The sequence below is a fragment of the Gilliamella sp. B3367 genome (assembly GCF_026536825.1).
Taxonomy (GTDB): Bacteria; Pseudomonadota; Gammaproteobacteria; order Enterobacterales; family Orbaceae; genus Gilliamella; species Gilliamella apicola_E.
Genome location: NZ_JAFNNJ010000002.1, coordinates 116,895 through 133,817, shown reverse-complemented (window position 1 = coordinate 133,817; position 16,923 = coordinate 116,895). Strand labels below are relative to the sequence as shown.

The 16,923-nt window shown below is 34.3% G+C and carries 27 protein-coding genes; 8 read left to right on the top strand and 19 right to left on the bottom strand.

From position 1 onward, the window contains the following. Window positions 1-17 precede the first annotated feature (17 nt). The 9 genes from J3U23_RS03555 to J3U23_RS03515 form a co-directional block, all read right to left on the bottom strand. The gene (locus J3U23_RS03555; RefSeq protein WP_267338482.1) at window positions 18-1,472 is read right to left on the bottom strand and encodes an anti-CBASS protein Acb1 family protein; all 1,455 of its coding nucleotides are present in this window, start codon (window positions 1,470-1,472) and stop codon (window positions 18-20) included. A 2-nt stretch (window positions 1,473-1,474) separates the two neighbouring features. Then, window positions 1,475-2,704, bottom strand: a complete 1,230-nt coding sequence (locus J3U23_RS03550) for a PBSX family phage terminase large subunit (RefSeq protein ID WP_267338481.1) — start codon at window positions 2,702-2,704, stop codon at window positions 1,475-1,477. Window positions 2,705-2,709: 5 nt separating this feature from the next. Further along, entirely contained in the window at window positions 2,710-3,105 is a 396-nt protein-coding gene (locus tag J3U23_RS03545) for a DNA-packaging protein (protein ID WP_267338480.1), read from the bottom strand. Between the two features lie 27 nt (window positions 3,106-3,132). Next, window positions 3,133-3,819 (bottom strand): KilA-N domain-containing protein, encoded by a 687-nt coding sequence (locus tag J3U23_RS03540; RefSeq protein WP_267338479.1) that lies wholly within the window; start codon window positions 3,817-3,819, stop codon window positions 3,133-3,135. Between the two features lie 306 nt (window positions 3,820-4,125). Next, window positions 4,126-4,542, bottom strand: coding sequence for a hypothetical protein (locus tag J3U23_RS03535; protein WP_267338478.1), 417 nt, complete (start codon window positions 4,540-4,542; stop codon window positions 4,126-4,128). A 353-nt stretch (window positions 4,543-4,895) separates the two neighbouring features. After that, the gene (locus tag J3U23_RS03530) at window positions 4,896-5,255 is read right to left on the bottom strand and encodes a hypothetical protein (RefSeq protein WP_267338477.1); all 360 of its coding nucleotides are present in this window, start codon (window positions 5,253-5,255) and stop codon (window positions 4,896-4,898) included. Further along, window positions 5,252-5,692 (bottom strand): D-Ala-D-Ala carboxypeptidase family metallohydrolase, encoded by a 441-nt coding sequence (locus J3U23_RS03525; RefSeq protein WP_267338476.1) that lies wholly within the window; start codon window positions 5,690-5,692, stop codon window positions 5,252-5,254. The genes J3U23_RS03530 and J3U23_RS03525 overlap by 4 nt, the downstream gene beginning before the upstream one ends. Beyond that, window positions 5,692-6,000 (bottom strand): phage holin family protein, encoded by a 309-nt coding sequence (locus J3U23_RS03520; protein ID WP_267338475.1) that lies wholly within the window; start codon window positions 5,998-6,000, stop codon window positions 5,692-5,694. Before J3U23_RS03520 ends, J3U23_RS03525 begins: the two co-directional genes overlap by 1 nt. 426 nt (window positions 6,001-6,426) lie before the next feature. Continuing rightward, window positions 6,427-7,254 carry a hypothetical protein gene (locus tag J3U23_RS03515; protein WP_267338474.1) on the bottom strand — a complete coding sequence of 276 codons (828 nt, stop codon included), beginning with the start codon at window positions 7,252-7,254 and terminating at the stop codon, window positions 6,427-6,429. Between the two features lie 321 nt (window positions 7,255-7,575). Between J3U23_RS03515 and J3U23_RS03510 the strand changes: the two genes are divergently transcribed. Further along, window positions 7,576-7,755 (top strand): ribbon-helix-helix protein, CopG family, encoded by a 180-nt coding sequence (locus J3U23_RS03510; RefSeq protein ID WP_267338473.1) that lies wholly within the window; start codon window positions 7,576-7,578, stop codon window positions 7,753-7,755. 48 nt (window positions 7,756-7,803) lie between these two features. Then, window positions 7,804-8,334 (top strand): hypothetical protein, encoded by a 531-nt coding sequence (locus J3U23_RS03505; RefSeq protein ID WP_267338472.1) that lies wholly within the window; start codon window positions 7,804-7,806, stop codon window positions 8,332-8,334. Window positions 8,335-8,438: 104 nt separating this feature from the next. Here J3U23_RS03505 and J3U23_RS03500 read toward each other — a convergent pair whose 3' ends face one another. Genes J3U23_RS03500 through J3U23_RS03455 form a run of 10 tightly spaced genes read right to left on the bottom strand, consistent with a single transcriptional unit; the run spans window position 8,439 to window position 12,344 of the window. Beyond that, window positions 8,439-8,984 carry an antiterminator Q family protein gene (locus J3U23_RS03500; protein WP_267338471.1) on the bottom strand — a complete coding sequence of 182 codons (546 nt, stop codon included), beginning with the start codon at window positions 8,982-8,984 and terminating at the stop codon, window positions 8,439-8,441. Next, window positions 8,978-9,526 (bottom strand): recombination protein NinG, encoded by a 549-nt coding sequence (locus J3U23_RS03495; protein WP_267338470.1) that lies wholly within the window; start codon window positions 9,524-9,526, stop codon window positions 8,978-8,980. Before J3U23_RS03495 ends, J3U23_RS03500 begins: the two co-directional genes overlap by 7 nt. After that, on the bottom strand, window positions 9,526-9,702 hold the full coding sequence (locus J3U23_RS03490) for a hypothetical protein (protein ID WP_267338469.1): 177 nt from the start codon (window positions 9,700-9,702) through the stop codon (window positions 9,526-9,528). The genes J3U23_RS03495 and J3U23_RS03490 overlap by 1 nt, the downstream gene beginning before the upstream one ends. Next, window positions 9,681-10,145, bottom strand: a complete 465-nt coding sequence (locus J3U23_RS03485; protein WP_267338468.1) for a recombination protein NinB — start codon at window positions 10,143-10,145, stop codon at window positions 9,681-9,683. The genes J3U23_RS03490 and J3U23_RS03485 overlap by 22 nt, the downstream gene beginning before the upstream one ends. A gap of 2 nt (window positions 10,146-10,147) precedes the next feature. Next, complete coding sequence (locus J3U23_RS03480; RefSeq protein WP_267338467.1) at window positions 10,148-10,330, bottom strand: hypothetical protein; 183 nt, start codon at window positions 10,328-10,330, stop codon at window positions 10,148-10,150. Next, window positions 10,315-10,473 (bottom strand): hypothetical protein, encoded by a 159-nt coding sequence (locus J3U23_RS03475; RefSeq protein ID WP_267338466.1) that lies wholly within the window; start codon window positions 10,471-10,473, stop codon window positions 10,315-10,317. Before J3U23_RS03475 ends, J3U23_RS03480 begins: the two co-directional genes overlap by 16 nt. 25 nt (window positions 10,474-10,498) lie before the next feature. Next, window positions 10,499-11,155, bottom strand: a complete 657-nt coding sequence (locus J3U23_RS03470; RefSeq protein ID WP_267338465.1) for a hypothetical protein — start codon at window positions 11,153-11,155, stop codon at window positions 10,499-10,501. A 2-nt stretch (window positions 11,156-11,157) separates the two neighbouring features. Continuing rightward, window positions 11,158-11,907, bottom strand: coding sequence for a hypothetical protein (locus J3U23_RS03465; protein WP_267338463.1), 750 nt, complete (start codon window positions 11,905-11,907; stop codon window positions 11,158-11,160). Further along, entirely contained in the window at window positions 11,894-12,133 is a 240-nt protein-coding gene (locus J3U23_RS03460) for a helix-turn-helix domain-containing protein (protein WP_267338462.1), read from the bottom strand. The genes J3U23_RS03465 and J3U23_RS03460 overlap by 14 nt, the downstream gene beginning before the upstream one ends. Further along, a complete protein-coding gene (locus J3U23_RS03455) occupies window positions 12,114-12,344 on the bottom strand; it encodes a helix-turn-helix domain-containing protein (RefSeq protein WP_267338461.1) in 231 nt (76 codons plus the stop codon). Before J3U23_RS03455 ends, J3U23_RS03460 begins: the two co-directional genes overlap by 20 nt. A 112-nt stretch (window positions 12,345-12,456) precedes the next feature. On the opposite strand from J3U23_RS03455, the gene J3U23_RS03450 reads away from it, so the two are divergent. The 6 genes from J3U23_RS03450 to J3U23_RS03425 all read left to right on the top strand — a co-directional run bounded on the left by J3U23_RS03450 (window position 12,457) and on the right by J3U23_RS03425 (window position 16,889). Next, complete coding sequence (locus tag J3U23_RS03450) at window positions 12,457-13,101, top strand: LexA family protein (RefSeq protein WP_267338460.1); 645 nt, start codon at window positions 12,457-12,459, stop codon at window positions 13,099-13,101. Window positions 13,102-13,158: 57 nt separating this feature from the next. Beyond that, window positions 13,159-13,326: a hypothetical protein gene (locus J3U23_RS03445; RefSeq protein WP_267331547.1), complete on the top strand. Its 168-nt coding sequence runs from the start codon at window positions 13,159-13,161 to the stop codon at window positions 13,324-13,326. Window positions 13,327-13,384: 58 nt separating this feature from the next. Continuing rightward, the gene (locus J3U23_RS03440) at window positions 13,385-14,392 is read left to right on the top strand and encodes a hypothetical protein (RefSeq protein WP_267338459.1); all 1,008 of its coding nucleotides are present in this window, start codon (window positions 13,385-13,387) and stop codon (window positions 14,390-14,392) included. A 1,103-nt stretch (window positions 14,393-15,495) separates the two neighbouring features. After that, complete coding sequence (locus tag J3U23_RS03435) at window positions 15,496-15,768, top strand: hypothetical protein (protein ID WP_267338458.1); 273 nt, start codon at window positions 15,496-15,498, stop codon at window positions 15,766-15,768. 10 nt (window positions 15,769-15,778) lie between these two features. Continuing rightward, window positions 15,779-16,285, top strand: coding sequence for a hypothetical protein (locus J3U23_RS03430; protein ID WP_267338457.1), 507 nt, complete (start codon window positions 15,779-15,781; stop codon window positions 16,283-16,285). After that, window positions 16,260-16,889: a YqaJ viral recombinase family protein gene (locus J3U23_RS03425; protein WP_267338456.1), complete on the top strand. Its 630-nt coding sequence runs from the start codon at window positions 16,260-16,262 to the stop codon at window positions 16,887-16,889. The genes J3U23_RS03430 and J3U23_RS03425 overlap by 26 nt, the downstream gene beginning before the upstream one ends. The last annotated feature ends 34 nt before the right edge of the window (window positions 16,890-16,923 follow it).

Sequence of the window (16,923 nt, the reverse complement as noted above, 5' to 3'; positions counted from 1 at the left end):
TGTTGGTGAGTGTAGGATTATTCTTGCTTCTCGGCAATATCGGATTCTTCGGAATCGGCTTTATTATCTTCGGTTTCTTCAATATCGATATCCTCTAAATCAGGATCGGGCTCATAACCGCCAGCTTCTCGTATTTCGTTTGGAGTAAATACTGCAATACCCATTGATTGTTGAGCTTTGACATTCACGTCTGACATTTTGAGCATCAATTCGATTTTTTCGTTCTGGCTTGGTGCTAATAGGTCGGACCATTTAAGAGTGAGCGTACCGTTAACTAATGGCTTAATAACTTTCAGCGTAATAAATTGCTTAACTAACTCTTTTATTAATGTGCTCAAAAATCCATTACGGCGTGACATTCCACGTTTTGCATAATCCGTCTTATCTTCATCTGATGCTAAGCGTCCTGTTTGTTGACCAAATATAATGGTAAATGGCATTCTGACAGATGCAGCGAAACTGTTTGCAGATACTGACCATCCAGCGCTTGGGTCGGCAGGAGCAACCGATAGAATGTTAGCTGTAGCACCAGAGGTAATTAGTGCGCTGTCGGTGCCTGAATTTAACAATGCGATTTGTCGGTTTAATGCATCAGCAGGCTTTTCAAAACCTCGATTTCTTAATTCTCGCGCCAGCTCCTCCATGTCAGAGTCAGTATCATAATTCAAGTGAACCTGTCTACTGGCATTTTTAAGAAAACCTTCTGCGCTACCGCCTGAATATTTCACCATGTCGATTAGGTCGTTATAGCCGACCTCAAGCTGTGACTCGCCATCATCCATGGAGTTAATAACGGATGTTTCATTGAGTATGACCACTCTGTCTGGATGTATCCTGCGAGAAATATTTGGCTTACCTGATTTGTCACCTACCGCTATTTCATTAAATTGGTACATTTTGACTTGACCATAGTTTTCGTCTGCTTCGTCATTATTCCATTCGCAAGCCGTTAACTGAGCTTCCCATGCAGGAATTAACTTAACAATGGCATCCTGTGGATTTAGTCGATTCAATACGACGGTATCCACAGGCTCGTCCCACCGCCTGCCGTCTCGAAGTTGGATAATGAGCCCTGCATATTTGCCGACGATTCCGCGCTTGTCAGCTTCGGTAATCGCGGACCACAATTTATCGTTAAATAAATCAGTAACTATTTGCTCCCACGTTGTCAGCTTTGAATCTTGTTCCCGAATGTCACCGTCAATAAATTTAGGGTAATCTAGCCAGCAAATATCACTTAATCGCTCAACAAAACCACGTGCAGCACCATTGCGCTTATACAGTTTATAGAAGTCTGTGAAGGTAAGGTTTTCTGGATAACCGAACTCGCGATCGATGTAGGCTCTTTTAGTGTTATTAACTAAGCCTTGTGATGCGTACACTAATCGTTGACGACTTATATCTTGATTATTATTAATTGCCGTTTGAGCGGTATTTAATAACTGTTCATCTGTTAAATTAGAATAACTCATTGTTACCTCATAAATAATCCTGCTGAGCGTTTATGTTTAATATAACCATCCAGCGAATAACGCACCGCATCCCAACAGTGGTTGTTTTTATCCTCTATAATTGGTAGGACTTCATTTGTCACCCTGTCGGTCTTGTAGCTATATAATCTGGCTTCTTCTGCTGTATGTTTACAGCGAGGATGAATGATGATTTGCTTAAATCCACGCAGAAATGCGATACCGTCCTCAACGCTGCCTTGCCATTTTTTTGCTGCTGAGATATTGAAGCCTTTACGTTTGATGTGGCTGATAGTTTCTGGTCTTGAGCAATCACCTTTGATAATCCATTTTCTTGATTCGGGGACTGAATCATAAAAGACTGACATCTCGTCGAGCTCAATATTAACGCCGTATGCTTCGTATTCGATATACAGACAATCGTTAAGAATAAATGAGCGGATTAATGTATTCGGGTCATTAGCAAATCCAAAATCGGCACCAAATAATAAGCGATCAGCCTGTTTGTGCAGATTGTTATTGAATTCTTCAACAACATATCGACCACTTAAGACTTGTTTATCAGAGTTTTCGAGATAAGCGCCTTCCCATATCCAAGCATAAGAGGCATGGTCCAACCTTTCTAAGTCGTCTAATCTCTCTTGTTCCAATACCTCTGGGAAGAAAGGGTTATCGTTGTAATTCATCTCAACAATAATCGATTTTGAAGGCGGGGTTTTTCTGAATCGTTTATCTGTTGGGCTTCCATCTATCTCAGGGTTCCATGTTACCCATATTTCGGAATTTTCCTCACGAACAGTAGGAGTTAGTTTTTTCCATGCTATTTCTGTAACATTTTCTGCTTCATCAACCCAGCACAATAAGATTCTGGCTTTGGATTTGATACTATCGAGATTGTGACGTAAACCACTAAATACATATGAAACTAATCTATTTTTAGTTCTGATGTAGTTTTCACCAATATCATAATAATCGTTGAGCCAATCAACCGAGCGGATAGCTTGTTTAACTTCTTCCATTGATGAATCAGCTAATGAATTCATAAACTCACGAGCACATAGTATTACGCCACTTTTTCCTTCTTCTGCAAATTGATAACCTTTAACCGCTGTCATTAATGCAAATGAACGGGTTTTAGCGCTACCTCGCCCACCATGTGCGCCTCGATATCTGACATTTTCAGCCACAAACACAGATATCAATTTTTTAGGTAACTGGATTTGTGCTGTTGTCATGGTGTTTACTCTGTAGGTGTGACCAGCTCTATTCGAGTTGGTTTTGGTGACATTGTGCCGTCAGATGATTGATGATCTATTTCCTGTTTTTCGCTATAGCCGTGATTAGATAGCATCAGCTTTGTAATGGTTGGATTAAATGAACTAGCTAATCCGCCGTTTATAAGTTTATTTTCTTGTAACGTCTTGATTGCTTCTAACGTGTCGGAAAAATCTTTGTTTTGTTTTGCGTATTCATACATTGATGACTTATGCTTACCAAGATAGCAAGCAAGACCTGCAACGCTTGGGACTACATCACCAAATGTTTCATAGTCCCCAAGCAAATACTCCTTAGCCTTGACTAAACATTCGGCTAGCTCACTTGGGCGACCTATTTTTTTCTTTTCGCCCTTTGTCATAATTTTCTCCAGACAATAAAAACCGCACTAGGCGGCTATATGATGCTGTTCATCAAACAATGAAATAATATGGTTTCGTTTGAATAGCTCCATTAGCTTAACTTTTCGATCTTCGAACTCCATACCTAATTGAATAAATGCTGTATTAGCTCTTTGAAGGTCAGTAATGCACTTAATCTGGCACGGAGTTAAATAATCTCGGATTGATTCTGTTTTTCCTATTTTGTGAAAGACTTTAAATTTCGCTGATGTCATTCCTAAAGCTATACGATTGATCAAATCAGCTTCATTGCTAAAGTGAAAATACTTAACATCCTTTCCTTGATGCTCCTTTTCAAATTTTATTGCATCAGTCATCGGCTTATATTCAACCTTTGCCAATTCTCTTAATCGCTGTCGCTGATAGTCTTGCTGGATTACTTCATCAAAAGTTCTAATTACATGAAGATGAAATTTGGCATTAATCCACATAGCATAAGCATAAACTAATTCTTTGCATACATATGTACCCTGATTTAAACCACCTCTAACGACCGATAGCGGAATTCCGCCATCGCTTGATATTTCCGCTATAAGTTCTTTCGTGAGTTGATTTGAAAGCCAGTAACTTGGTTTGTGCTTATTTTTACCTCCAGCCGCTTTATGTACATCATTGATACAAAATAGCCCTTTCTTATCTTGTTTTATTGCAGTATTTAAAATTGTAATATTCATGGTTTCCTCCATTAGAAATGAGTTTTAGTCACACAGGGAACCAGTCCAAGAGAGGTAACCATGAAAACCATCTGGTGCCCTCTAAAACTCATTCCTAAGTGATCTCTTGTTATTGTGAATTGCCGTGTGTTGGCATTATGATTGATTGAAAAATGATTTAAATTTATTCGACTTGTAGATATCGATTTTACAAGTCAGGGGTAATTATGATTAATTAAAAGTTGAATTGGGTTTGTGATGTTTCAAAAAAATAGGTACAAAAAAACCGCAATTAAGCGGTTCTTGTGGATTCTATTATGTATTGCTTTACTTATTTTCTTCAGGGCATGGATGATAATATCTCACTGTAAGTCTAACAAAAAAATATAAATCCCCATCACCAAATTTCTTGATTGGTTCACCATTAAATAAGTTTGCATATTGGTTCATCAACTTTTTAACTTCAGGTAATTGTAATGCCGATTTTGCACAGTAAATTTTAGGTAACCCTTTTTGTTCACGTGCTATATTTTCCCAATTAAATGTATTAACAATCCCAGACAAATAAGCTGTACCAAATGATTGAGCTCTCTCGTCTTTAGAGGATATAAAATTATTAAAATCATTGTAAGAAATATAACCTTTTATAAGATATGGATTTATCCAATCATCTTTTTTAGCGTTATCTGCAAACACAATAAAAGGAAATAAAGTTAATATAAAGCAATATAATATTTTTTTCATAAACAACCATCCAAACAATAAGATGATTTATTATACCATTACCATTCAAAGAATAACTATAACTTAGAGTTAGTGTCATTTCTAAGTGTAACTGATTAAATATGCAGTTATTCTTTATAGCTGCTCGTGATTTTTTATACTTTATGCGGTAAAAGCGAATAATTATTTAAAATTGGCTGAGCGATTTTTCATTTAGTCGCGCTAACACTCAGCCGACGCGCTTTTATTCATTAGCAATTTGTTTGATAGCCCTTTTATCTGCATTACACTTCTCAATGACATTTAATAAATGCTCGTTATATCGTAAGCTATCACCAAAAGTCATGGGATTAGGTGGTAAATTTGGTAAGCAGTCACTTAATAGATTGGCTGGTATCGGTCGATTCACGTATGCCTTTCGCTCGGTTGTACAAGCTTGCAGAAACAGGCATAGGCACAAACTGCTTAGCACAATCATTATCTTTGAGTTGCTCATTAATTTGCTCCTGCCGTTCTAGTGATTGATTTTCTAGTTCACGTTTTGATAATTCGTTGTCTGCGATGATTTGGTTGTTTCTAGATATGGTTTGCTCTAGCTGGTTAATTTGATTAGTTAGCTCGGCGTTAGTGGTTTTTAATCGTTTTTTCTCCTGGTAATTATTGTAACCAAAATAAATAGAAAAAACAAAACCGACAATAAGCAATGCTATGCTTAATAACTTTTCTTTACTCATAGTAAACCGTTCTTATAAATCGTCTTACCGCCCTGCTTAACAGCAGTCAAAACTATCTGGCGATTATTATTAGGATTAAAGCCGATATGCACCCATTGATTATGCTCTTGAATGAGTTTGTCGAACTGGACTCCCGCATCGATTAATCGTTGGCAAATCTCTTTAGGTGTGCCGTATGATGAATGGAAATCTACCGCTAATCCTTTCGTGTGTGCGCTAGTTGACACTCCACCAACACGTGCATTTAATGCTGGGCAACGATAACCTGAAGTAATAATTATCGGTTTACCTAATGCTTTTCTAACAAGCTCTAGCTTTATGGCTGTTAACTGCACATTTGGCATTAAATTTTGGGGGACTGAATTATCAATTTTTAAACGACTAGCAGTTAATGAACGTGTAAATTCTTCTAGCGTGAAATGTTCAGTTAATTTCATTACTCGTCTCCTTTAGCTTTTCTTATTAGCCGTTCTTCTAATGCTTTGATTAGAGCTGCACCAGACCAGCCAGCTAAACCAGCAATACCGCCTGCTAACTCAAAATCCCAATTAAAATAACTTGCGGCTAATACAACAAGCGTTCCAGCAAATATCGATATAAATATTTGTGCAACTAACACCCAGATATTGAATTTATTGCCGTTTAGAAACTGATAGCAATAGCTAGATAATGAACCGAGCAAAGTGACGAAAAATAAATAAACAACAACAGTCCAATTGACGTTGTTAGGGTCTTTTATCGGCATGTTTAAATCTTCTTATTAAATGAGAGGTAGCGTACTAGCTAATGTTTAGTTATGTGTGTGTCTAGCATTGCTACCGATTCTGTGATGAGTGATGAGTGAATACTCAATATTGATAATAAAAAATACAATCAGCGTAAATATAGTGTTTTGATGTGTGTTAATGCTGATTGTAAAATATGCATAAAAAAACCGACTTTCGTCGGCTTAATTACATTGTTGAGTAACGAACTTATTATCGTTACCCTGAATTTGTTCTATTAGTTTGTGCTCAGAATCAGATAAATTCACATTGTATTTATCTGATATATAGAAATAAGTACGAGCTATGACTCCACGGATTTCGTTACGAGACTGAAATTTTTCTATCTTTTTTATAAGTCCATTTATGAAAAAAAATTCTAATTTCTTAACTCAGACTAATATATTTTATTGTTTTGGGCAACTGCTCTTATCCATATGAATTACAAACGGCTTTTCATCTTCAATAGAATATATATAAGACACTCCATTAGGAAATATCATTTTTAATTGTTGGAGTATTTTAGGTTTTGATTCATCTATATTACAATATTTATCAACTGCTGATACTTTTAATAAAGCTTTAAGTATTTCATCACTAAAGTTATCTTTTGTATATTTTTTCACGCTTATTTTAAAGAATAATTCATTATTTTTTTTATAAACATCTTGCAATATAGAATATTCATCTAGATCCTTAGGAATTATTTTTTTAAAGGTTTCTATTATATTATCCTGTAATAAATTCAAATTGGCTTGAAGTTTTTGCACATCAATCTGATTGCTAAAAGGATTTTCTTTGTAATATTTACAAAAAGGCAAAGTATCTTTATTGGTAGTATTAAGGTAATTAATTTCTATTTTATTGTAAGAATAACCTGGCATGTCATAGATAAGCTTTAATGCGGAATTTTCTATGTTCTCTACTTTTAGCTTACTAACGAATCCATCTTTAATTGATAATTGCCCAATGTATATGATTCCATCTTCTATTTTATATTGTTTAATAGTTTCGCCATTATATAATGCTTTTTTTGCATCGTTATCACAAATATACGACTTTAAAGTAACTGTCCCATTATCGTAAAATGTGACAATATTAGCTTCATAACCAATTTCATACATATTCCATTTACCAATAATTTTTTCTTTTAATTCTTGGTCTGGTAATTTCTGTTTATCCGCAGCAAAAACAATACAAGGAATAATTAAGAGAATTAATAATATTTTTTTCATATTCATTACCTTTAGGACAATTATACCTAATGATAACAAAAATAATGTAGAAAACTATGTGAAATATTTAACTTTTTTAATAAATAATGTTGACTTTAGAAGTAGGTGCGACTATAATTATAAACATCAACAGGGAGTTGATAAAGCAACCCCCCAGCTTCCGATGGGGGCTTAAGGGAGAAACAAGATGTACCAGATCTTACTTCTCTTGGTTTTAATAAGCTTGAGCTTCTCAGTTTATTAACCAATCAAAGGCGGGGCGAAAGCCGCGCCGATGACCTTAAATATAACAACTATAGTATAAGAAATCAAGGTGATTATATGGCATTACCAAGAGCTGTAATTCAAAAGAAAAGTGATGAAAAACGTGGTGTAAAATCAAAAGGATACAAATTACCTGTTGAGATTATCGACTTAATAATAGAATTAAGTGCCAAGACTGAAAAATCACAAAGTAAGATCATTGAAGAAGCGATCTTAATGTACAAAAAAACACTTTAGTAAAAAAGCCTCTTAATTGAGGCTTTAAAATATATAAGGAGAAATATAATGAAAAGCGATTATTTAAAAACATTGGGTGCTGCTATTATTGGTGCTTTAATATCAGCTATTACAACAATAATAATCACATATCACATTCCGAAATGGCAACAGGCAGATGAAGCCGAAAAATGGCTAAAGCTATTTGCAGTTGAAATAAAAGACTATCATGGTTCTGATATAATCTGCGAGCGAATTCAAACAGTAAAGAAAAAAATAAAAGATTTTAATAATACAAATCCTTTGGAAAATAGATTAATTACTCCTGACTCCGTATTAAATTTACCATCTGTCTACAAATCTAATTTAGATAAAATCAGATTATTAAAATTACAAGACGCGGAAAATATTATAAATTTTCATACTTATTTTAATAACTCTTTAGTAATCTTTGCTGAATCATCAATATATAATAAGATTGGGTTTACTGAAAAAACACTTAATGCATTATTAGAACAATTAACAAATGCAGAAAAGTACAGAAAAAAAGTATTAGATTCAGCAAATATAAAATATATTCCAAAATGCAATATAGATTAGCTGAGTTATTGAGTTAATAAAAAGCTCGCAAATGCGAGCTTTATATACAATTATTTTATGTTGACATATTTATACTACTTTTTGCGTACGCAGTCAACCCCCCATTACTTAAATAAATTTAATTTTTTAAATAATTCTAATTCCATCCCCGTTTGCTGGGTTTGTTGAGCTAGCGCACCTATAATATGACTTTCGCCTGAGCTTTTAATTTTCCTAATACTTGCTTCACTGCAACCAAATTCCACTGCTATTTCTCTTAAAGTTCTTGGTCTAATAATAATAGAGCAAGATTCTTTTATTTTGTAGCGTTCAGTAAAAACATAATCATCATCTAATATTTCGTCGCCATAATATGATTTTATTATAACAAGAGCTTCTTCTTTGGTCTTTTGGAATCTAATACTCTTCATGCTTGAAATGATGCCATCTATAATTAATCCGTCGTTATCTGAACACAATTCCTTATATTCAGGCTCTTGAGATTGATACAAATTGAGTGTACCTTGCTTTTCATAAGCGTCTTTCCTCGACCAATTCCCCCAAAGTCTAAGCACATCAGTAATATCATAATCAGCTTTAAACCTAACCGACGCAATGGGCTTGACAATTTCTTTCGGCTCATCTTCAACATATTTATATTCTGCTAGCACTGTTTACCTCGCTTTAATTGGCGCAATTTATTTTTATATTCTGCTTTAATCAGTTTAATTTGCTCGACAGTGTATTTTTTTGGCTCATGAGGTCCTTCCAACCATTCAACTTTCTCAGCTCCTATTTTTTTAACTAAATTAATTCTGTATTCAATAATGTTTCCCGATTTGTGGTTGTTACATGCTGAGCACTGCTTATGTACATTCAGCTCACAAAATCGTAATTCTGGACATGCGCCAATACTTCGATAGTGCCCTGCGTGATACTGCCCATTGTGATAGCGTTCACAGCTAATGCACGGCTCGTTTTTATCTCTTTCTCGAATAAATGCATTAAATGCTGTTTGCGCATCTCTTAAATGCTCTGAACGTGTTTTTATGCGCTCCTTGGCTATCCGTGCTAACTTGATTCTGGTTCGCTCTTGAACTTTGTTATCTTTAGCATACTGAATAGCACAATCAACCGAACAAACTTGAGCGAGCGAGTTAGATGGAGTAAATTTATTACCGCAAGACTTGCATTTTTTGGACTTCACTTGCATTATTTAAATCTCACACCATTACCATAGAACTTACCGCATGATCCTCTAACATTGCCGTCAATAGTCATTAGTGGGCGATTGCAAACAAATAAATCTAAACCAACGTTGTATAGGCATTCGCCTTTGCATTCTGGGCATTTAAATCCTGTTTTAATTAATTTATGTTTTTTGGGCATGTTCCTACCTTTGATAACTGGTCTTTGTATTGCTCAGCTAGTCGTATTGCCTCCTGGGCATCTGAGCTAAATCTAACACCATTTTCTGCTCCAAATTGCTCTGCACAGATAACCACATCAGCAAATTCTTTTTTGTTCATTTTACGAGTTGATAGCCCCATAAAGACCAATCCTCCTTGAATCCCTTTTACACATTTCTGACCATGTAAATTGGCTGTGATTAAATGTTTCCATTCTTCTGCTGTCAGTTTTTCTCCGTTCCATTCAACTTGTTTTGCAATATCGTTTAAAACAGCCCACATCATTCGATTTTGTGCTAATGTTCGCTTTTCTTCATCAATCACTATTCTTAACGGATATTTGCTATCAACTGGTAATTGATTAATAAAATTTATGGCTGTATTACGTGCCACTTCATGAGTTAATCGAATTTCCTTAATCATCTCTAAACCCTCTCACACGCAAAATTACGCACCTGCACATCAACTTTAGACTTACCGAATGGTGTTTGAACCGTAGATAGCGTTTTAATTAATGATTTTTCAGTTATCTTAGAATCACGTTTTAACACAATTGATCCCCAACTTTGCCACCCTTTTTTAATTTCTGCTGTTATTTTGTAAGCCATTTTTGTATCAATCCTCTTAAATTTTCCTTTTCTTCTTCCGAATATTTTTTAACTTGTTCGGCTAATTCATATTTAATTTTTGCTACGTTTGCCCCTCGTTTCCTAAGCGCTGTAACATAGTCATATGCTATTTTGTCTAGCATGTGATAGTGTCCGTTTTTGCAGTGGTTAACTCGTCGTAACACAAGCCCGACCTGTTTTTAACATTTGTTTAATGTTTGCAATATGAGTTAAGCTTTTATCCGAAACTTCTTGACCGCTCTTATACTCAAGCATTGCGATAGTGTTCTCAGGTTTTGGCAAATAGTGATTAGCTTTTTCTTGAGTCAATAATCCAGTGAATACAGCGTGATTAATTGCATCAGTGCGTTTTAATTTGTCGCTACCAAGTGATACAAATACTTCTACGCACTTCCCATTCATCATTGATTCATTAACTAAACGCTCATAAGCTTCGATAAAAGTTCTTCTTGCTCCAATTTTGTCGCCGTTTCGATAAACAATTTCAGCTTGCGCCCATGCCTTGGCTATTTCATTAGTCCAAACCAAAGTATTAGTTTCATCACTAGCAAGTATTGCGATTGCCCATGCCTCATCGGGCGTTAAATGGTTATTAGGACCACCCATTAAATTAATTAAATCAGCAGGCTTCGGCATAAACTCACTTTTACGAACCCATGTATTAGCTGCTCTACGCAATGAATCAATCGAATATTGACCAAGTGTTGACCAATAAATATTGACTTTGGTTGTACTCGCTTGCTGTCCGTAGAGTTCAAGAAGCCCACCAATGACAGCTAAAAAATCATCAGTAATCTTTGCCATGATTAACTCCTCATACTCTCTAAAACCGCCCTGTTACGTTCGGCAAGGGTCATGAATTTGGATGGTGTTTTATTTGATTTTTTATAACCTCCAGCATTACGCAACCAGTTGTTAAAAGCAGCATTCCAATCAATATATTTTTTGCCATTAGCCAAGCAATAATCTTTAAACTTAATAAATTCGGTATCCAAATTGATATTTTCATTTAACGCTATATCTCGATGATGTTCGTTTGGTTTAAAATTATCTGGCAACTCTCGTTTTGGCTTTTGCGGTTTAACCGCAATATTATTTGTAGTAGTCTCTGTAGTAGTCTTTGTAGTATTCTCTTGATATAACGAACTTGACTTTATAGTCGCCCCGAACTCTACATTGTCTACGTCGGGGTGAGTACTTTCTTCACTTCGGGATGATTGATTAATAGATTCGGCGAACTTAGCTAAAATTTCATTAACCTTAGCATTGTCAATTTTGTAAAAAGTTTTATGGTCTAACCGTTTTTCAGTCACAATTAAAACGCCTTTATCTTGTAGTTTTTTGATAGCCGTTCTTTGTTCGTTATGAGATAAACCAGTTTCTTCTTCAAGTTCATCACGGGTTTTATACACACCCAAATCAGATGTAGCTTTATCTTGCCAATAAAACAATTGTGAGAATAAAACAGCTGGATTAACACCGCCTAACGGTTTAGCTAACTTAGGGTAATAAGCGTTTGGGCGCCCTATTAATTTTAATGTTTCAACTGCATTCATGGTTTACCCTCAAAGAATATTCAGCGTATTTCTTACCGTTTTCAGTTCTAACTATTCGACTATCAATTGAGTAACCTCCCTGTTTTAAATCATAAATACGAGCGCCTAATCTGAAGCATCCGTATTGATTTAATGCTTGTAATGGATTAATTGATTTACCACTTAGTAAGTGTTGTAAAATATTGGCACACTGGCTTTGTGTTTTTTCATTGTTTAACGTGCTCATTTTTTTCTCTCTCAAAATTTTTTCCGTAATAAAGCCATTCAACTGAACAATTTAAAGCTTTAGCTATTTCCACAATATTTCTTGGTTTTAGTATATTTCCAGCTTCTAAATCACTAATTGATTGTTGTGTCATACCAACTAAATTGGCTAAAAGTGACTGGCTAATATTTTGCTCAATCCTTTTCTGCTTAACTCGTTCTCCGATTGTCATATACCCTCAGCATTATTAACAGTTATAACTGTATTAAATAACAGTTTATACTGTTTGTCAATTACAGATTTATCTGTATTATTTTACTAATCATAAAAGGAGACTTTTAAAAATGAATAATCTTGGTCAAAGAATACGAGCAAGGCGAGAAGAATTAGGGCTTACACAAGAACAAATAGCATCACAGATTGGAATAAAACAGCAGTCCTACCAAGCTATTGAAAGTGGTAATGTGAAAAAACCACGTTACTTATATGAAATTTCTCTTGCATTAAAGTGCGATATGGCATGGCTTTTAAGTGGAAAAGAAAAAGAAGTAAAGAATGTAAAAGTTATAAATTTTGAAGCTTACAAAGTACCTTTAATAAGTTATGTACAAGCAGGAGTATGGACAGAGTCTTGTGAATTAAGAGATTCAACTGGATTTGAATATATTATGACATCATTAGAATTATCGGATAAGGCATTTGCATTACAAATTAAGGGCGACTCAATGGAGCCTGAGTTTAAAGAAGGTGATGTTGTTATTATTGACCCTGCAGTAAAACCAACACCAGGTGAATTTGTAGTAGCAATGAACGGAGAATCTGAAGCTACGTTTAAAAAGTATAGAGAACTCGGATATGATGAGCATGAAAGAATGCAGTTTGAACTTATCCCATTAAATCCAGACTATACAATTATGAGTACATTAAAACAACAAATAAGAATTATTGGAACAATGGTCGAACATAGAATATTTAGAAGGAAGAGATAGTAGTCTCAAATAAAGTGAGACAATCACTTCAGCGGTTTTTATGAAGGGGGAACAGATATGAGTAAATTAATGTACACAATAAGCATGATAGTAGGATTGGCTTTAGTGCTTTTTACTCACTACCTTGAAATTTTAGGACTAGGAGTAATTCGATTTTTGTCTACCGCTTTAGGATTAGGAATAATATATACAGCTACAAAATGCTATAAAAAGAAAGATGACTGACCGCTTCGGCGTTTTTTAAAAAAACGAAGTTGATAATTTGAATAAGGTATGGATAACAATGGAAAAGATAATTATTTCAAATCTTGATGATCTTAATAGTATTTTAGATAGACTAAACAATGATGAAAATATTGATATTTCAGATATAGATTTTAACAATTTGGCAACAGTAAAAATTAAAGTATATGGTGATGAATATAATGGAGAGTTGAATTCCAATATTATCCATGCTATGAGCAATTACCATAACGAATTGCTAAAAGTTTATTGCGTGGTAAGATATAGGGATCTAAGCTTAAAAAAATTATCATCTGAAGATAAAAAATTATTAACCATTAAATATGAAGTTAATGCTGGATGCACAGAAATAATAAACTCAATAAAAGAGTTAATTGAATCAATTGGTGAGGCTTTTTCAAAAATGACTACAGGAATGACACCGAAGCAAAAAACTGCCTGCTGCATATTGACAGTATTATCCGTTGCTGGTTATTTTACTATTTCAGAAGCTTTGAATTATGATTTAAAAAAGCAAGATTTATTAACTTCAGCACAGTCACAGTTAGATAGCCAAAAAATTGATGTAAAAAAAATTGAAACAATTCAGAACGGGATGCTTTCAATTCTAAATGGGAATAAGCAGGCTATTGAAATAGCCACAAATACTAAAAATCAATCACAACAAGCTTACATTAACACAGTGAAGTCATTTCCTGATGTTACCAATATAGAATTAAAAAATTCAAATTTAGACGTAAAACTTGATAAATCAGAAATATCATCATTTGTAACAACAAATAAAGATAAACTAATTACAGAAGAAGGAACTAGAGAGTTAATCATTGAATCAATAAAACGAACGCCTGAAAGATTGAATATTATATGCTTAGAAATTGGAAGTGACTATTCATTCCCATTATCTGTTGACCTAAGTTTTATAGAGCAAGATGAAATTGATTTGCTTTTCGACTCTTTTAAGAAATCAATTCCCGTCAAAATTAGAGGTGATTTTAAAGTAAGATCAGGAGTGATTGAAAGAGCTAATACCTCCAATGTACTACCCTAATCCAGAATAGCATCAACCAACCCGCCTTGCGCGGGTTTTTTCATGCCTAAAATCCGCATAAATATCTTATCAATGCCAAAATAAATAGATTAAAAAATAATCAATCAGATTAAATACAGTTAAAATCACAGTTTTTACTGTTTACTTATAACAGTTTTAACTGTATCATCATTTCATCAAAACAAATCAACTTAACAACAAAGTTAAACAAGACTACGAGTTATTTAACAAGTTAAGAAGGTTCAAGTAGCTAGCTGAGGCATAAGAAAGTACAGCGGTTTTGATTAGATAGTCGAACGGCGCGACTTTAAACCATGCGTCGGGACTGTGGCGGTAACTCAATACAGGCGGTAAACAATCAAACTAAATGCCTTTCAGTGAGAGATATCTAGTTTGAACAAGCATACAGCTGTAAACTGTTGCGAATGTACTACGATTGTGTAGCAATAACTAAACTTAGTATGTCACTGCTATCATCATATACTGAATATACAGTAGCACATAACCAGACAACAAAAGCAATCACTCTCCAATACGTAACTCCACTATTTTTTAATAGATTAAATATACCAATGAGAACCATAATCGAATTTAAAAAATTAATTGAATAAATAAATGAGATTACGCTAATTCTGAACAATGTTGAAACATGATATGTGTCGAGTATAAAAGTAGTTGCAATGTAAATTACAATTAAAATCACACTAAATAAAACACCGAACATCCAAAAAGTTACTGCTAGGCTTAATTCGCCTTTAACTAATCTCTTAAATATATTCATATCTGTTTCTCGTGTATAAATAAAACACACTATACAACCAAATACTTTATTCACAAAATTTTACTAGCGAGTTTATGAATACTGACAGCTCGGAAAGACGGCGCAATGCTACATCCTATTTGCCCTCCTAGCGAGGGATTTTTTCGAGGTGATTATGACTAATAAAGATTTTGTTAATGTGAAAATCAAAGATAGATTTCACAAGGATTATGAGTTAACAGACAGCGAAATAAAGTTTGCCCTCTTTTGCACATACTTTGTGATTTTAGGTGGATTATTTGGCTTGTTCTACTGGATGCTACAGATTGCTACGAGGTGAGTTATGCAGTTACATAAATTGGTCGAAAATGGTTACGAAAGAGCTTACTGCAATATGTTAAACAATATTGAAATGCAAAATGCCAAGGATGAATGGATTGAAAGCCGAGCCGAAGAACTAATTAAAAACTTTGGTAACGACAATGACTGGCAAATTATCGAACTACTCAAAATCAAACTGGAAAGTAAAAGTATTGATGATGATATATATAACCAATTTATCGTTGATATCTGCTACTCACAAGCTCGATTTGAGTATAACAACCAAACTTATTAAGGAATTAAATATGACAGAAAAAACCCATTTTAAGAAAGCATTTAAATCACCTTACTTAAGTAGCGCAGATATTGTGGACGGAATTAATCTAACAATAGCGTACGTAAAATTAGAAGCTGATAAAACAAAAAAAACAAAAGATTTATTTAACACAGCTTACTTTGTTGAAAAAGAAATAAGAAAAGGTGAACCTTTAAAACCTATGATTTTAAATGTAACTAATAGTAAACAGCTAAGAAAAATCACTAACTCACCATTTATTGATGATTGGCTAAATGTTCCTGTTCATATTTATGTTGATAACCAAGTCAAATTTGGACGAGATATCATTGAGGGTTTAAGAATATCACCGAGCAGAACAACAAAAAAAGAACTGACGCCTGATTCACCTAGTTGGAATAACGCAAAAGCAGCTTACAAACGAGATGGTAATTTAGATAAGGTTTTGCAACGAATGAGCATTTCAGCAGAAAATCAGGAGTTATTAATCAATGAATGTAATAACGAAATGGCATGACATAGAACAGAATACTGATGAATGGGATTGGTTAAGATTAGGGAAAATCACATCATCTAATTTAAATCTAATAATGGCTAATTATCCTAATGCATTCGGCATACCAGCAAAAAAATACGCTCTTAAATTAGCACTAGAGCGTATAAAAAATTGCAAATCAGATAACAACTATTCAAATCAACATATGGAACGTGGTCACGAGCAAGAACCTATTGCGAGGATGTTGTATGAAGATTTGTATTTTACTGAAGTGACAAATGGTGGCTTTTTTGATTGTGGTTATTATGGTGATAGTCCTGATGGTTTAGTTGGAACTGATGGAGTTATTGAAATTAAATCAGTGATTGATACTGTTCATTATGAAAATTTAAAAAGAGGAACTATCGACCCTGCATATAAATGGCAAATAGTTGGGCATATTGATAGCTCTCAACGTGAATGGTGCGATTTTATCAGTTATTGTGCTGACTTCCCCGAAATTTCACAATTAATAGTCTACAGGTCTTATAAAAAAGACCTGCAAAAAGAGCTTCAAATGCTTTCAGAACGCAGAGAATTATTCAATCAACTTATCGAAAAAACAATCAGTAAAATACCACATTAGTCGTCCTAGTGACGGCATTTTTAAAGCTCAATAG

Coding starts and splice junctions, on each gene's coding strand:
- J3U23_RS03555 (WP_267338482.1), bottom strand. CDS start 1,472: ATGAGTTATTCTAATTTAACAGATGAACAGTTATTAAATACCGCTCAA.
- J3U23_RS03550 (WP_267338481.1), bottom strand. CDS start 2,704: ATGACAACAGCACAAATCCAGTTACCTAAAAAATTGATATCTGTGTTT.
- J3U23_RS03545 (WP_267338480.1), bottom strand. CDS start 3,105: ATGACAAAGGGCGAAAAGAAAAAAATAGGTCGCCCAAGTGAGCTAGCC.
- J3U23_RS03540 (WP_267338479.1), bottom strand. CDS start 3,819: ATGAATATTACAATTTTAAATACTGCAATAAAACAAGATAAGAAAGGG.
- J3U23_RS03535 (WP_267338478.1), bottom strand. CDS start 4,542: ATGAAAAAAATATTATATTGCTTTATATTAACTTTATTTCCTTTTATT.
- J3U23_RS03530 (WP_267338477.1), bottom strand. CDS start 5,255: ATGAGTAAAGAAAAGTTATTAAGCATAGCATTGCTTATTGTCGGTTTT.
- J3U23_RS03525 (WP_267338476.1), bottom strand. CDS start 5,692: ATGAAATTAACTGAACATTTCACGCTAGAAGAATTTACACGTTCATTA.
- J3U23_RS03520 (WP_267338475.1), bottom strand. CDS start 6,000: ATGCCGATAAAAGACCCTAACAACGTCAATTGGACTGTTGTTGTTTAT.
- J3U23_RS03515 (WP_267338474.1), bottom strand. CDS start 7,254: ATGAAAAAAATATTATTAATTCTCTTAATTATTCCTTGTATTGTTTTT.
- J3U23_RS03510 (WP_267338473.1), top strand. CDS start 7,576: ATGGCATTACCAAGAGCTGTAATTCAAAAGAAAAGTGATGAAAAACGT.
- J3U23_RS03505 (WP_267338472.1), top strand. CDS start 7,804: ATGAAAAGCGATTATTTAAAAACATTGGGTGCTGCTATTATTGGTGCT.
- J3U23_RS03495 (WP_267338470.1), bottom strand. CDS start 9,526: ATGCAAGTGAAGTCCAAAAAATGCAAGTCTTGCGGTAATAAATTTACT.
- J3U23_RS03490 (WP_267338469.1), bottom strand. CDS start 9,702: ATGCCCAAAAAACATAAATTAATTAAAACAGGATTTAAATGCCCAGAA.
- J3U23_RS03485 (WP_267338468.1), bottom strand. CDS start 10,145: ATGATTAAGGAAATTCGATTAACTCATGAAGTGGCACGTAATACAGCC.
- J3U23_RS03480 (WP_267338467.1), bottom strand. CDS start 10,330: ATGGCTTACAAAATAACAGCAGAAATTAAAAAAGGGTGGCAAAGTTGG.
- J3U23_RS03475 (WP_267338466.1), bottom strand. CDS start 10,473: ATGCTAGACAAAATAGCATATGACTATGTTACAGCGCTTAGGAAACGA.
- J3U23_RS03470 (WP_267338465.1), bottom strand. CDS start 11,155: ATGGCAAAGATTACTGATGATTTTTTAGCTGTCATTGGTGGGCTTCTT.
- J3U23_RS03465 (WP_267338463.1), bottom strand. CDS start 11,907: ATGAATGCAGTTGAAACATTAAAATTAATAGGGCGCCCAAACGCTTAT.
- J3U23_RS03460 (WP_267338462.1), bottom strand. CDS start 12,133: ATGAGCACGTTAAACAATGAAAAAACACAAAGCCAGTGTGCCAATATT.
- J3U23_RS03455 (WP_267338461.1), bottom strand. CDS start 12,344: ATGACAATCGGAGAACGAGTTAAGCAGAAAAGGATTGAGCAAAATATT.
- J3U23_RS03450 (WP_267338460.1), top strand. CDS start 12,457: ATGAATAATCTTGGTCAAAGAATACGAGCAAGGCGAGAAGAATTAGGG.
- J3U23_RS03445 (WP_267331547.1), top strand. CDS start 13,159: ATGAGTAAATTAATGTACACAATAAGCATGATAGTAGGATTGGCTTTA.
- J3U23_RS03440 (WP_267338459.1), top strand. CDS start 13,385: ATGGAAAAGATAATTATTTCAAATCTTGATGATCTTAATAGTATTTTA.
- J3U23_RS03435 (WP_267338458.1), top strand. CDS start 15,496: ATGCAGTTACATAAATTGGTCGAAAATGGTTACGAAAGAGCTTACTGC.
- J3U23_RS03430 (WP_267338457.1), top strand. CDS start 15,779: ATGACAGAAAAAACCCATTTTAAGAAAGCATTTAAATCACCTTACTTA.
- J3U23_RS03425 (WP_267338456.1), top strand. CDS start 16,260: ATGAATGTAATAACGAAATGGCATGACATAGAACAGAATACTGATGAA.